A 12,868-nucleotide genomic window follows, 5' to 3' on the forward strand; every position below is an offset into this window, starting at 1 on the left:
ACTCCCCCCGGAGGGTCCGGCGCAGCCGGATCGCACACCCCCCCTCACACCGCCCCCACGCAACCGACCTGCCCCCGCTCGCCCTTGAGCCTAGCGCATCATCTTGCCGCAAATACGCCCCGCCGAGGGTCTGGCACCGCCGGATCAGACCTCCTTCGTCAGGGTCAGGCGGAAACTGACCGCCTCAGCCACGTGTTGGCGCTGCACCGGGTCCGATCCATCCAGATCGGCGATGGTGCGCGCCACCCGCAGCACCCGGTGATACCCCCGCGCAGACAAACCGAACCGGTCGGCGACCCGCAGCAGCAGCGCCCGCCCCTCCGCATCCGGTGTCGCCACCGCATCCAGCACCGCACCCTGCGCGTCCGCATTGGCCCACATCCCCGCCTGCCCGGCATAGCGGGCCACCTGCACCGCGCGGGCGACGGCCACCCGCGCCGCGATCCGGGCCGAGGTATCCTCGCCCACCGGAAGGTCGAGGTCGGTGAACGCCACCGGCGGCACCTCCACACGCAGGTCGAAACGGTCCATCAGCGGCCCGCTGATCCGTCCCATGTAATCGTCACCGCAGGCCGGTGCGCGCCCGCAGGCCCGCGCCGGTTCGGCCAGATACCCGCAGCGGCAGGGGTTCGCTGCCGCCACCAGCATGAACCGGCAGGGATAACGCACATGCGCGTTGGCGCGCGCCACCACGACCTCGCCGGTCTCGATGGGCTGGCGCAGGGTTTCCAGCACGGCGCGGGGAAACTCGGGAAACTCGTCCATGAACAGCACGCCATTGTGTGCCAGACTGATCTCTCCCGGCTTGGCCCCGCGCCCACCGCCGACGATGGCGGCCATCGACGCGGTGTGGTGCGGCTCCCGGAACGGACGCTGGCGCGAGATGCCGCCCGCGTCCAGCAGCCCCGCGAGCGAATGGATCATCGAGGTCTCAAGCGCCTCCACAGGCGTCAGCGGCGGCAGGATGCCGGGAATCCGCGCCGCCAGCATCGACTTGCCTGACCCCGGCGAGCCCACCAGCATCAGGTGGTGCCGCCCCGCCGCCGCGATCTCCAGCGCGCGCTTGGCCCGCTCCTGCCCCTTCACCTCGGACAGGCAGCGCGCGCCGGACCCCTGCGTCACCTCGCCCGCCACGGCGGGGTCCAGCACGCCGCGTCCGTTCAGATGCGCGATCGCCTGCGCCAATGACGCGGGCGCGATGACCCGCACCGCATCGACCCACGCCGCTTCCGCCCCGCAGGCGGCGGGGCACATCAGCGCCCGGTCGCAGTCGACCGCCGCCACCGCCGCAGGCAGCGCCCCCACGACGGGCACCAGCGTACCGTCCAGCGACAGCTCGCCCAGCGCCACGATGTCCGACACCTCCTCATGCGGAACGACGTCGAGGGCGGCGAGGACGGCCAGTGCGATGGGCAGGTCGAAATGCGAGCCTTCCTTGGGCAGGTCGGCGGGGGACAGGTTGATGCTGATGCGCTGGGATGGGAGCGCGATGGCCATCGACGACAGCGCCGCGCGCACCCGCTCGCGCGCTTCCGACACCGCCTTGTCCGGCAGGCCGACGATGGTGAAGCCCGGCATGCCGGGGCTGATCGCGCATTGCACCTGCACCAGCCGCGCATCGATCCCGTCGAAGGCGACCGTATAGGCCATTGCGACCATGATGATGCCCCCGCGTCAGACTGGTTAACAGCGTGACCGTCAGAGGTTGCGAAGTGGTTAACATGTGCCGGCCTCCTAAAGATAAGACCGGCAACGCGCCGCGCGGGTGTATATCAGGCAGGATGATACGACGAGCGGCACCGCAGACCCGCTGCGGCGCCGAAATCGAAATTGACGCTATTCGGCGGCGGGCGCCTCGGCGCCGTAGCCCATCGGCAGCAAGACCGTTTCACGCTCGGCCTGACCGTGCTCGGCAAGGAACCGTTCCGCATCCAGCGCCGCCATGCAACCCATCGCGGCGCTGGTGATCGCCTGACGATAGACGTGGTCGGTCAGATCGCCCGCGGCAAAGACGCCGGGAATGCTGGTGCGGGTGCTGCCCTGCTCGACCTTCACGTAGCCGCCGTGGTGCAGTTCCAGCTGGTCCTTGACCAGTTCCGACGCGGGCGCATGACCGATGGCGATGAACAACCCCTTGGCCGAAATCTCGGTCACCGCACCGGTGTCCACATGGCGCACGCGGACCGCCTCGACGCCCAACGGTGCCGTGCTGCCCACGACCTCGTCCACCGCATGGTGCCACAACGTCTCGATCTTGGGGTTCTTCATCAGGCGGTCCTGCAGGATCTTCTCGGCCCGCAGCTCGTCCCGGCGGTGCACCAGCGTCACCTTGCTGGCGAAGTTGGTCAGGAACAGCGCCTCTTCCACGGCGGTGTTGCCACCGCCGACCACCACGATCTCCTGCCCGCGATAGAAGAACCCGTCGCAGGTGGCACAGGCGCTGACGCCGAAGCCCTTGAACTTGTCCTCCGACGGCAGGCCCAGCCACTTCGCGCGCGCCCCCGTCGCGAGGATCACCGCATCCGCCGTCACCACCGCACCGCTGTCGCAGGTCGCGGTGAAGGGACGCTGCGACAGGTCGAGCGATGTGACGATGTCATGCACGATGGTCGTGCCCATCGTGCGGGCATGGCTTTCCATCCGCACCATCAGGTCGGGGCCCTGCACCTCTGTGTCGCCGGGCCAGTTCTCCACCTCGGTCGTGGTGGTCAGCTGGCCGCCCGGCTCGATCCCCTGGATGAGCATGGGTTCCAGCATGGCCCGAGAGGCATAGACCCCCGCCGTGTAACCTGCGGGGCCGGACCCGATGATGAGGACCTTGGTATGGGTGGGCGCGGACATGGAAGCCTCCTGATGGCGTTGCTCCGCATATAGGTCGGCTGCGGCGTCGTGAAAAGTCATCGGATGTCCCGGGCGCGTGTTTCGGTTAGTTGCGCGAAATTGATACATTGTTGCGCCCCGCGTCAGAGTTGCGTAGGATTTGCAAAACCCCTGAGTAGGAACGCCCTGATGCCCGGTGCCAAGCTGGACGAGATCGACCGGATGATTCTGGCGCAACTGCAGGCCGATGGCCGCATGACCAACGTGGAACTGGCCAAGCGCGTGGGCATCAGCGCCCCCCCTTGCCTGCGCCGCGTCCGCACGCTCGAGGAACAGGGCTACATCCGCGGCTATCACGCCGACATCGACCCGCGCGAACTGGGGTTCGAAGTGCAGGTCTTCGCCATGGTCGGCCTCGTCAGTCAGGCGGAGGCCGACCTGAGCGCCTTCGAGGCGCGCTGCAAGGGCTGGTCACTGGTCCGCGAGTGCCACATGCTGAACGGCGAGGTGGACTTCATCCTCAAATGCGTGGCCCCCGACCTGCGGTCGTTCCAGCGCTTCCTGACCGAGGAGCTGACAAGCGCCCCCAACGTGGCCTCGGTCAAGACCTCGCTCGTGATCCGCGGCGCCAAGGACGAACCCGGCGTCCCCTTCGACGTGCTGGAGGCCCGTCTGGCGCAAGAGGCGTAACGTGACGGGCGACAAGACAGCGCCCATCAGTGGCCCAGCCAGCTACTTTCCGGCGATTGAGGCGCGCTATGGCCGCCCCATCGTCGACTGGCTGGCGCTGGTGCAGGACCGGGCCGACCTGCCGCACATGCAGGTCGTCGCATGGCTCAAGACCGATCACGGCATGGGCCACGGCCACGCCAACGCCATCGTGGCGCATGTACGCGCGGCGCGCACCGCGGATTGACCTGATCGGGAATGTGTGGCGGGGGGCAGTCCCGGTTTCCCGCATGAGAGGCATCATGCGCCGGGACTGCCCGCCCTCACGAGCGATCCGGTCTGAGGACACCGGATTCCTTTGGTCGGTGCGCCGGGGTGGTGGCGCTGCGCGGCTGATGTGCCGCGCCCGACAACATCCGAAGATGTCTGGGCTTGATTGAAATATGGCAAAATTCGGACGCACCTGTCAAAGGATTGCGACCATCATGCAAAGCGCGCGTCCAATCGCACCCTGCCCCGCGCGATTGTCCATGGACACGCACCCGATGCGCCACAATTCAGACCCGACGCCACACGGATGCCCCGCGAATCGCGGGCGGAGGTTGCCATGACCCCCGACGACACGCCCGCCTTCACCATCGGCATCGAGGAGGAATACCTCCTCGTCGATCCCGCCACCGGTGCCCTGCGCGATGCGACCGACGCCCTGCTGGCCGATCTGCACGACGCCTTGGGCGATCAGGTCAGCACCGAATTCCTCGGCTGCCAAATCGAGGTCGGCACAGGCGTCTGCGACACCGTGGCCAATGCACAGGCGGACCTGACCCTGTTGCGCCGTGGCGTGGCACGGGTCGTAGGGCGGCATGGCCTTGCGCCCGTCGCCGCATCCTGCCACCCGTGGGGCGACTGGACGGCGCAGGCGCGGACCGAGAATCCTCGCTACGACCAGCTCGACACCGATCTGGGTGCCGTGGCGCGACGCATGCTGATCGGGGGGATGCATGTGCATGTGGGCATCGCGGACCCCGACACCCGCATCGCGGTGATGAACAGGATGGCGCCGTGGCTGCCCGTCTTGCTGGCGCTGTCCACCTCCAGCCCGTTCTGGCAGGGCCGCGACACCGGCTTGGCCTCGTGGCGGGTCAGCGTGTTCGACGGGATGCCGCGCACCGGCCTGCCGCCCGCCTATGCCGGTTGGGACGCCTATGCGGAAGCGGTGGCCGCCCTCGTGCAGGTCGGTGTGATCGAGGATGCGTCCAAGCTCTGGTGGGACATGCGACCGTCCCACAATTTTCCGACGCTCGAGGTGCGGATCTGCGACGTGCAGCCCCGGCTGGCCGACACGCTGATGCTGGCGGCCCTCGTGCAGGGGCTGGCGCGGCACATCTGGCGCAGGCTGGATGCGCCTGCTGACCCGGTGCCGCCGCTGATCCTGTCGGAAAACCGCTGGCGGGCGCAACGCTATGGCGTGACCGAAGGGCCGATCAGGGACGGGTCCATCGTGCCGATGGGCCGCGTGGTGGGGGATCTGCTGGACCGGATCGCACCGGACCTTGCCGCCCTGCAGGGCATTGGTCATGCCGGGCATACCCGCGATGTCGCGGCCCATGGCACCAGTGCCTGTCGGCAAAGGGCGGTGCGTCATGTGGCGCTGGACGATGGCGCGGACGAGGCGCGAGCCCTGCGGGCCGTCGTCACCGCGTTGATTGCCGACTTCGCGCCCTGACGCGGATCAGCGCCCGAGGCTGACGTTCAGCGCGGCGGGCATCGGCGGCAGCGTGACGACGACGCGGCGGCCTTCGTCGTCCAGACGGCGGGCGATCATGTCCATCCGGCGCAACCCGCGTTCCCACGGCATCGGCGTGGTCATGTTGGCGGCTTCGGCGATCGTGTTCTTCATCCAGCGTTTCTGCGGCGTCATCGCGTGTTTCCCTTGCATCCTGTGCGGTGGCCGCTTGGTGCGGCTGACAGGGTGACTTTCACGGCCTGACCGGGCCGAATTACGTCGCAAAGCGCACGATTTTGCACTCAAACGCAGGCAGGCGGCATGACCGGACAGCGCCCGCACCCGCCTCATCCATTTCAATGAAACAAGGGGGTCGCCGCATCAATCACCCCATCCGCCACTGGATTGTTTAGCGCCGCGGGACAGGCCGCGCCACCGGGTCGCCACAATCAGGCCACCCTACAGGGTGATCGCCGCGATCAGGCGGCCATAATCCGGGTCCTGTTCGTGGACCGACCGGCGATAGGAATAGAATCGCGTCGGATCGCTGTACGTGCAGTGCCGCGTCCACGCCGCCTGCCCCACCCCCGCCCGCTTCAGGCGGTGCAGGCCGTAGGCCGGCAGATCAAACTGCAGCCGGTCACCTTTGCCGGCGACAAAGAACCGCGCCGCACCCGCGTCCTGCGCAAGGAAGCGGTCCTTCAGCTCTGGTCCGACCTCGTAGGCGCGCTGGCTGATCGTAGGGCCGATCACGGCAGCGATGCGTGCGGGCTCTGCCCCCAGCGCGGCCATCGCGTCCACCGTCGCCTCGATCACGCCGGACAGCGCCCCCTGCCAGCCCGCATGGCAGGCCCCGATCACCCGTGCCTCGTGGTCGGCGAAGAGGATCGGCTGGCAGTCGGCTGTCAGCACCGACAGGGCGACGCCGGGGGCCGCCGTCACCAGCCCGTCGGCGGCGGGCCGGTCGATCACGGGGCCGTCGACGGCCACGACGGTGGCGGAATGGACCTGATGGACGCCCACCAGATGACCGGGGGCCACCTGCATCGCGGCGCCGACGCGGGCGCGGTTGATCGCCACCACGTCGGACTGGTCGCTGCTGCCCATGCCGCAGTTCAGCCCCGCGAACACACCCGACGATGCGCCGCCCGCGCGGGTAAAGAACCCGTGCCGCAGCGGGTCCAGGGTCGGTGCAGTGATGATGTCCAGCGTCATGCGGTCAGTCCCGGTGGTGGGGGCGCGCCGTCGGGATAGACCCCGATCACCTTGAAGTGGTCGCCCATCTGGGTGGGGTGGGTCAAGCGCCGATGTGCGGCGACATGCGCCGCCAGCGCATCCCCGGTCAACCCTGCGGCCAGCGCCTGCGCCCGCGCCGTGATCCCCAACCGTTCGAGGAACACGCCCTGCGGCACCAGCCGCGTGTGCCGCGCCGGGGCGATGGCTGCGGCAAGGGTCGCGAAATCGACATGCGCGGTCAGGTCCGCAGCACCGGGGTCTGCCAGTGGATCGACCACCCCGTGCCCCCGCACCGCCTGAAACGTATCGCCGAGCGACGTCCAGTCGCCATAGTCGATGACCAGCGCCGCGCCCCCATGCGCCGCGATGCGCGCCCCGATGGTACCGGCGATGGCGGGCAGCGCCGGGCACACCTCCACGATGTCGCCCTCCGCCGTGTCGGCCAGTCGGTGCGTCAGCATCGCATGGGGGGCCGCGTCGGTCAGGCCCAGCGTCAGGGCATCACCCTTCAACCCCACGACCCGCTCGCGCCAACCATCACCCGACCGCTGGAACGCCCGGATCGGCAGCGCGTCGAAGAACTCGTTGGCTATCAGCAGCAGCGGCATCTGCGGCAACTGCACCACTTCGTCCAGCCAGACCGCCTGCGGCACGCGTGTCGCCTGCACGCCGCGCAGGACGGGCGACGCCTCGACCAGATGCACGCGGATCGCAGCATGAAAGCCCGGCACACCCCGCGTCGCGCGCAGGATATCGGCCATCAGCGTGCCGCGCCCCGGCCCGACCTCGGCCAGCACGACGGGATCGGGTGCGCCCTGATACAGCCAGACCTGCGCCAGACACAGGCCGATCACCTCGCCGAACATCTGGCTGATCTCTGGTGCCGTAATGAAATCGCCCGCCGCCCCGAACGGATCGCGCGTGGCGTAATAGCCGTGCACCGGGTCCAGCAGGCAAGCGGCCATGTAGTCGGCGAGCGTCAGCGGCCCGTCCGCCACGATGCGCGCGGCCAGTTGGTCGCGCAGGCTCACCGGCGCCGGGACCACACGACCAGACCCACGCCCACCAGCGCCATTGGCAGCGAAAGACACTGCCCCATGGTCAGGCCCCACGTGTCAAAATCCAGCGCCCAGCCCAATGGATTGTCTTTGTTCTGAAACTGCGCGTCGGGCTGACGCACGAATTCCACCATGAACCGCGCCATGGCATAGCCCGCACAGAACACGCCCGTCAGCAGCCACGGCGACTTCAGCGCACCGCGCCGATACGCCAGCCACAGCAGGACGGCCCCCAACACCAAACCCTCCAGCAGCGCCTCGTAAAGCTGGCTGGGGTGGCGGGCGCACAGGCCCACGACATTGATGCAGTCCTGCGCCGCCTCGCCCGGGAACACGACGCCCCACGGCAGATCCGTGGGGCGGCCCCACAACTCTCCGTTCACGAAGTTGGCGATTCGCACCAGCAGGATGGCTGGCGTCGCGGCCAGTGCGGTCACGTCGGCCAGCGACCCCAGCGGCACCGCATTGCGCCGCGCGAACAGATAGACCGCCAGCACGACCCCGATGAAGCCGCCGTGGAACGACATGCCGCCCGTCCAGATCGCCGGGATCTCCAGCGGATTGGCAATGTAATAGGCCGGCTGATAGAACAGGCAGTATCCCAGCCGCCCACCCACGATCACGCCGATCACGATATAGGTAAGATAATCCTCCAGCCGCGCGGGGGCCAGCGGGGCCACGTCGCCGCGCCACAGGGTCGGCCGACGCAACGCACCAGCGATCATGCGATAGCCGATGGCGATGCCCACGATATAGGACAGCGCATACCAGCGCAGGGCGAACGTCGCGCCGAACAGCGTGACCGAGAAGATCTCGGGAGAGATGTCGGGGAATGTGATGGCAGCCAGCATGGCGCCCTTCCTGTGGCGCAGGTGCGGGCTTGTCAACCGGGCCGCTTGCATGGTGCGCGGCGGTCCCCATATGACAGGGGCAACGGGGCAGACCCCCGCAACCGGATGGAGTGACCCGATGCAACCCAAGGGCAAGATTTTCGACGACCTCAGCAACCTGATGACCAACGCCATGGGCGTGGCTCAGGGTGCCCGCGACGAGGCGAACAACGCGATGAAATCCATGCTGGACCGCTGGCTGGCCGACCGCGACTTCGTCACCCGCGAGGAATTCGACGCCGTCCGCACGATGGCCCAGAAAGCCCGCGAAGAGAACGCCACCCTGCAGGCCCGCATCGCCGCGCTGGAAGCCAAGCAGGGCTGACCCCAACGCAACTGCGCGATCCCGACAGGCCCCGCGCCACAGGTGCGGGGCCTTTGCATGTCCGCACCGCTTCGCCACGCCCGGCGCCCCCGCAACAATCCCCCATCCAGTTGCCGGATTGGTCACAGATTGCCCGTCGCAGGGGCAAAACCCTTGCCAAAGCGGCGAATCCGTATATCGCACGCCGCATCTTGCCGCCGTCATCATAGGTCTTCCATGCCGCAAAACCTTTCGCCGATCCCCGAACTCTATGTCTCCGCCGACAGCGCCCAGCGCCTGAAGGTCGAGGCGGGCGAACTGGTCAGCCACGATCTGACGTCGCGCCAGCTCTGCGATCTGGAACTGCTGATGAACGGCGGCTTCTACCCGCTCAAGGGGTTCCTGCCGCAGGCGGATTACGATTCGGTCGTGTCGGACATGCGTCTGGCCGACGGCAAGCTGTGGCCGATGCCGATCACGCTCGACGTGTCAGAGGCATTCGCGGACAAGGTCGCCCTCGGTGACGACATCGCCCTGCGCGATCAGGAGGGCGTGATCCTCGCCACCATGACCGTCACCGACAAGTGGGAGCCCAACAAGGCGCTGGAGGCGGAGAAGGTCTTCGGTGCCGACGATTCCGCGCATCCTGCGGTGAACTATCTGCACAATACCGCCGGTGCCGTGTATCTGGGCGGCCCGATCACGGGCATCCAGCAGCCCGTGCACTACGATTTCCGCTCGCGCCGCGACACGCCGAACGAATTGCGCGCCCGCTTCCGCAAGCTCGGCTGGCGCAAGGTCGTGGCGTTCCAGACCCGCAACCCGCTGCACCGCGCGCATCAGGAACTGACCTTCCGCGCCGCGCGTGAAGCACAGGCCAACCTGCTGATCCACCCCGTCGTCGGCATGACCAAGCCCGGCGACGTGGACCACTTCACCCGTGTGCGGTGTTACGAGGCGGTGCTGGACCAGTATCCCGCATCCACGACCACCATGTCGCTGCTGAACCTTGCCATGCGCATGGCCGGCCCGCGCGAAGCCGTTTGGCACGGCCTGATCCGCGCGAACCACGGCTGCACCCACTTCATCGTCGGCCGCGACCATGCGGGCCCCGGCAAGAACAGCGCAGGCCGCGATTTCTACGGCCCCTACGACGCACAGGACCTGTTCAAGCAGTACCAGGACGAGATCGGCGTCGAGATGGTCGATTTCAAGCACATGGTCTATGTGCAGGAAAAGGCGCAGTATTTCCCCGCCGATGAAGTCCCGCAGGGCGATACCGTGCTGGACATCTCCGGCACCGAACTGCGCCGCCGTCTGGCTGAAGGGCTGGAGATCCCCGAGTGGTTCTCCTTCCCGCAGGTCGTGGCCGAACTGCGCCGCACCCGGCCCGCGCGCAACAAGCAGGGTTTCACCGTGTTCTTCACGGGCTTCTCGGGTTCCGGCAAATCGACCATCGCCAATGCGGTGATGGTCAAGCTGATGGAAATGGGCGGTCGCCCGGTCACCCTGCTCGACGGTGACATCGTGCGCAAGAACCTCAGCTCCGAGCTGGGCTTCAGCAAGGAACACCGCGATCTGAACATCCGCCGCATCGGCTATGTCGCGTCCGAGATCACCAAGAACGGCGGCATCGCGATCTGTGCGCCGATCGCCCCCTATGCCACGACGCGCCGCGCCGTGCGCGAGGATATCGAGGCCTTCGGTGCGTTCATCGAGGTGCACGTCGCCACCTCGATCGAGGAGTGCGAGCGGCGTGACCGCAAGGGCCTCTACAAGCTCGCGCGCGAAGGCAAGATCAAGGAATTCACCGGCATTTCGGACCCCTACGATGTGCCGGAAAACCCCGAAATGCGGATCGAGACGGAAAACTCCGACGTGGATCACTGCGCCCATCAGGTCATCCTGAAACTCGAATCCCTCGGCCTGATCACCGCCTGAGGTTCCGCGACACGACACAGCCAAAAGGCCGGGCAAGTGCCCGGCCTTCTGCATTAGGTCATCGACCGTCGCGGGAACACCATTGCGTTAACACATTTTCACCAAATTTCAGGACCACATCGGTCTGGTGCGCCGCGTTGCGGCTGTGGCCTGAGAAGGGGAGTGCTGCCATGCGAATCCTTGCCGTCGACGACGATCCGATCATCCTCGACCTGCTGCAATCGCCCATGTGGCTGGGTACGGCGCACGAACTGACATGCGCCGATTCTGCCGCAGCGGCGCTGGCCGCCATCGCCGCATCCCCCGCCCCCTTCGACGTGTTCCTGCTGGATATCGTGATGCCGGACACCGACGGCATCGCCCTGTGCGCCGCGATCCGCGCGCTGCCGGCCCATGCGGCGACGCCGATCATCATGATCACCGCCAGCCATGCGGCCGACGCCATGGAACTGGCCTTTCAGGCCGGTGCGACGGATTTCGTGCGCAAACCGCTGGAAGGGCTGGAACTGGGTGCACGCATCCACATGGCGTCCATGCTGAATGCCAGCATCGCCCGCGAACGCAGCGCCCGTGCCACAGCCGACAACCTGCGGCGGCGGCGCGTGCTGGGTTACGACGAACTCGCACACGCCCCCGACGACAAGGGACCGATGCCGCTCGTCGTGCTCAAGAACCAGATCCTCGGTCTGCCCGCCGGATGCCATGCCATGTCGCTGTTCGCGATCCGTGTGCAGCCCTTCGCGCTGCCCACCGCCGACCTTTATGACGACGAAACGCTGCTGGGCCTCAGCATGATCGGCAACGCGGTCGTGGGGGCGCTGCAGCATGACGGCAGCCGTCTCGCCTATGGTGCGCGCGGTCATTTCGTCGGCATCACGCTCGGGCGTCGCCGCGAAGCGCTCGACATGGTGACGGTCAAGGCCCGCTCGGGCCTGTCGACGGCGTGGAAGGAGGCAGGGTTCGACGGCCAGCCCCCCACCCTCAAGGGAACGCCTGTCACATCGCTGGGTGTCTGGACCGGGCGGGCGGCGGTGGAGGCGTTGGACAAGGCGATCACCCGTCAACCGGATCACCGGTTCGCCGACCCGGAATCGTTGTTGCAGCGTTTCGCCGGCGTCTGACGCCGGCGGACGTCGTCAGTGCAGCGTTACCAGCTGCATGTGGTGTTCCGCCGCCAGATGACTGGCGATCCCCTCGCTGGCGACCAGGGCGACCTGTTCGCCCATCGTGTTGTGGACCGCAAACAGCGTCGTCAGATCACCGGCCTGCGCCCGCACGTCGTCAGGCAGATCGGCGGTCGCGACGGGCTTGAGATAGACGATGTTGGTCCCGAGGACCGAGAGATCGTTTTTCGTGAACATGGCTTATCCTTTCCGGATCTGGATCGTCTGTATAACGCGGTCGGGCACGTGTCGGTTCAGGTCGATATGCAACAAACCGTTCTCCATCGACGCGGCGCCGACGGTCACACCCTCGGCCAGCACGAAGGACCGCTGGAACTGGCGCGCCGCGATGCCGCGATGCAGATAGACGCGAGGTTCCGCATCCTCGCCCTGACGGCCCCGCACGACGAGCGTGGAGTCTTCGATCGTGATCGACAGGTCCGCATCGGCGAACCCGGCGACGGCCAGCGTGATGCGATAGGACGCATCGCTGGTCTGTTCGATGTTGTAGGGCGGATAGCCGTCGTTGCCGGTCTTGGCGGTGCGTTCCACCAACCGCTCCAGCTGCTCGAACCCCAGCAGGAACGGATGGGTCCCCAAAGCCAGCTTCGTCATGCGTTCCGTCCTTCTTGCGTAAGCGACATCGGCAACGCGGCCCCGTCATGGCTGCCGCTCTCCTCAATATGGGCAGGCCTGACGCATCCTGCAAGGCGTCCCGCGGTGAGCCGGAAAAGGCCTAGGCGACGGCCCCGACAGGCACTAGGGTCGGTCCGGGAACGGTGTGCCGCGTGGCGCGCCCCGGATCGGATGCCTGCATGACCTCCTCGAACCGCATGAACGAAACCGAGGTGCTGACCGTCGAACTCGCCGTGCTGCGCGGGGAACACCGGGATCTGGACCTTGCCATTTCCGTCCTGCAGGAACGTCATCCGGGCGACGTGCTGACGCTGCGCCGCCTGAAAAAGAAGAAGCTGGCGTTGAAGGACCAGGTCGCACGGATCGAGGATCGCCTGAATCCCGACATCATCGCCTGACATCCGCGGCCAGCGGTGCTTGCCGCC

The 12,868-nt window shown here is 67.3% G+C and carries 15 protein-coding genes; 7 read left to right on the forward strand and 8 right to left on the reverse strand.

Features of this window, described 5'->3' with window-relative positions; genetic code table 11:
* Positions 1-144 precede the first annotated feature (144 nt).
* Both BMX16_RS07885 and trxB read right to left on the reverse strand, forming a co-directional pair.
* Positions 145-1,659, reverse strand: coding sequence for a YifB family Mg chelatase-like AAA ATPase (locus tag BMX16_RS07885; RefSeq protein ID WP_089901363.1), 1,515 nt, complete (start codon positions 1,657-1,659; stop codon positions 145-147).
* Between the two features lie 177 nt (positions 1,660-1,836).
* Positions 1,837-2,841 (reverse strand): thioredoxin-disulfide reductase, encoded by a 1,005-nt coding sequence (gene trxB / locus BMX16_RS07890; protein ID WP_089901366.1) that lies wholly within the window; start codon positions 2,839-2,841, stop codon positions 1,837-1,839.
* 168 nt (positions 2,842-3,009) lie between these two features.
* On the opposite strand from trxB, the gene BMX16_RS07895 reads away from it, so the two are divergent.
* From BMX16_RS07895 to BMX16_RS07905, 3 genes are all read left to right on the forward strand, one after another.
* Complete coding sequence (locus tag BMX16_RS07895) at positions 3,010-3,510, forward strand: Lrp/AsnC family transcriptional regulator (protein ID WP_089901369.1); 501 nt, start codon at positions 3,010-3,012, stop codon at positions 3,508-3,510.
* A 1-nt stretch (position 3,511) separates the two neighbouring features.
* Complete coding sequence (locus BMX16_RS07900) at positions 3,512-3,736, forward strand: DUF4287 domain-containing protein (protein WP_089901372.1); 225 nt, start codon at positions 3,512-3,514, stop codon at positions 3,734-3,736.
* A gap of 360 nt (positions 3,737-4,096) precedes the next feature.
* Positions 4,097-5,215, forward strand: a complete 1,119-nt coding sequence (locus BMX16_RS07905) for a carboxylate-amine ligase (protein ID WP_089901666.1) — start codon at positions 4,097-4,099, stop codon at positions 5,213-5,215.
* Positions 5,216-5,221: 6 nt separating this feature from the next.
* Here BMX16_RS07905 and BMX16_RS07910 read toward each other — a convergent pair whose 3' ends face one another.
* The 4 genes from BMX16_RS07910 to lgt all read right to left on the reverse strand — a co-directional run bounded on the left by BMX16_RS07910 (position 5,222) and on the right by lgt (position 8,360).
* Entirely contained in the window at positions 5,222-5,410 is a 189-nt protein-coding gene (locus BMX16_RS07910; protein WP_089901375.1) for a hypothetical protein, read from the reverse strand.
* A gap of 264 nt (positions 5,411-5,674) precedes the next feature.
* A complete protein-coding gene (gene pgeF, locus BMX16_RS07915; RefSeq protein WP_089901377.1) occupies positions 5,675-6,430 on the reverse strand; it encodes a peptidoglycan editing factor PgeF in 756 nt (251 codons plus the stop codon).
* Positions 6,427-7,482 carry a class I SAM-dependent methyltransferase gene (locus BMX16_RS07920; RefSeq protein ID WP_245731419.1) on the reverse strand — a complete coding sequence of 352 codons (1,056 nt, stop codon included), beginning with the start codon at positions 7,480-7,482 and terminating at the stop codon, positions 6,427-6,429. Before BMX16_RS07920 ends, pgeF begins: the two co-directional genes overlap by 4 nt.
* Complete coding sequence (gene lgt, locus BMX16_RS07925; RefSeq protein WP_089901380.1) at positions 7,479-8,360, reverse strand: prolipoprotein diacylglyceryl transferase; 882 nt, start codon at positions 8,358-8,360, stop codon at positions 7,479-7,481. Before lgt ends, BMX16_RS07920 begins: the two co-directional genes overlap by 4 nt.
* Positions 8,361-8,478: 118 nt before the next feature.
* On the opposite strand from lgt, the gene BMX16_RS07930 reads away from it, so the two are divergent.
* The 3 genes from BMX16_RS07930 (at position 8,479) to BMX16_RS07940 (ending at position 11,765) form a co-directional block, all read left to right on the forward strand.
* Positions 8,479-8,724: an accessory factor UbiK family protein gene (locus tag BMX16_RS07930; protein WP_089901383.1), complete on the forward strand. Its 246-nt coding sequence runs from the start codon at positions 8,479-8,481 to the stop codon at positions 8,722-8,724.
* Positions 8,725-8,940: 216 nt separating this feature from the next.
* Entirely contained in the window at positions 8,941-10,644 is a 1,704-nt protein-coding gene (locus tag BMX16_RS07935; RefSeq protein WP_089901386.1) for a bifunctional sulfate adenylyltransferase/adenylylsulfate kinase, read from the forward strand.
* A 170-nt stretch (positions 10,645-10,814) separates the two neighbouring features.
* The gene (locus BMX16_RS07940; RefSeq protein ID WP_089901389.1) at positions 10,815-11,765 is read left to right on the forward strand and encodes a response regulator; all 951 of its coding nucleotides are present in this window, start codon (positions 10,815-10,817) and stop codon (positions 11,763-11,765) included.
* 15 nt (positions 11,766-11,780) lie between these two features.
* On the opposite strand, the gene BMX16_RS07945 is transcribed toward BMX16_RS07940, so the two are convergent.
* Positions 11,781-12,005, reverse strand: a complete 225-nt coding sequence (locus BMX16_RS07945) for a DUF1150 family protein (protein WP_089901390.1) — start codon at positions 12,003-12,005, stop codon at positions 11,781-11,783.
* 3 nt (positions 12,006-12,008) lie between these two features.
* A complete protein-coding gene (locus BMX16_RS07950) occupies positions 12,009-12,422 on the reverse strand; it encodes an Hsp20 family protein (RefSeq protein WP_089901394.1) in 414 nt (137 codons plus the stop codon).
* Between the two features lie 200 nt (positions 12,423-12,622).
* On the opposite strand from BMX16_RS07950, the gene BMX16_RS07955 reads away from it, so the two are divergent.
* Complete coding sequence (locus tag BMX16_RS07955; RefSeq protein WP_089901672.1) at positions 12,623-12,841, forward strand: YdcH family protein; 219 nt, start codon at positions 12,623-12,625, stop codon at positions 12,839-12,841.
* Positions 12,842-12,868: the final 27 nt, after the last annotated feature.

Source organism: Loktanella fryxellensis, from assembly GCF_900110065.1.
GTDB classification, from domain to species: domain Bacteria; phylum Pseudomonadota; class Alphaproteobacteria; order Rhodobacterales; family Rhodobacteraceae; genus Loktanella; species Loktanella fryxellensis.

Excerpts from the sequence above, each read along its gene's own strand:
- BMX16_RS07910 (WP_089901375.1), bottom strand. The coding sequence starts at position 5,410 with ATGACGCCGCAGAAACGCTGGATGAAGAACACGATCGCCGAAGCCGCC.
- BMX16_RS07950 (WP_089901394.1), bottom strand. The coding sequence starts at position 12,422 with ATGACGAAGCTGGCTTTGGGGACCCATCCGTTCCTGCTGGGGTTCGAG.
- BMX16_RS07935 (WP_089901386.1), top strand. The coding sequence starts at position 8,941 with ATGCCGCAAAACCTTTCGCCGATCCCCGAACTCTATGTCTCCGCCGAC.
- BMX16_RS07905 (WP_089901666.1), top strand. The coding sequence starts at position 4,097 with ATGACCCCCGACGACACGCCCGCCTTCACCATCGGCATCGAGGAGGAA.
- BMX16_RS07930 (WP_089901383.1), top strand. The coding sequence starts at position 8,479 with ATGCAACCCAAGGGCAAGATTTTCGACGACCTCAGCAACCTGATGACC.
- BMX16_RS07945 (WP_089901390.1), bottom strand. The coding sequence starts at position 12,005 with ATGTTCACGAAAAACGATCTCTCGGTCCTCGGGACCAACATCGTCTAT.
- BMX16_RS07885 (WP_089901363.1), bottom strand. The coding sequence starts at position 1,659 with ATGGTCGCAATGGCCTATACGGTCGCCTTCGACGGGATCGATGCGCGG.
- lgt (WP_089901380.1), bottom strand. The coding sequence starts at position 8,360 with ATGCTGGCTGCCATCACATTCCCCGACATCTCTCCCGAGATCTTCTCG.
- trxB (WP_089901366.1), bottom strand. The coding sequence starts at position 2,841 with ATGTCCGCGCCCACCCATACCAAGGTCCTCATCATCGGGTCCGGCCCC.
- BMX16_RS07895 (WP_089901369.1), top strand. The coding sequence starts at position 3,010 with ATGCCCGGTGCCAAGCTGGACGAGATCGACCGGATGATTCTGGCGCAA.
- BMX16_RS07955 (WP_089901672.1), top strand. The coding sequence starts at position 12,623 with ATGACCTCCTCGAACCGCATGAACGAAACCGAGGTGCTGACCGTCGAA.
- BMX16_RS07940 (WP_089901389.1), top strand. The coding sequence starts at position 10,815 with ATGCGAATCCTTGCCGTCGACGACGATCCGATCATCCTCGACCTGCTG.
- pgeF (WP_089901377.1), bottom strand. The coding sequence starts at position 6,430 with ATGACGCTGGACATCATCACTGCACCGACCCTGGACCCGCTGCGGCAC.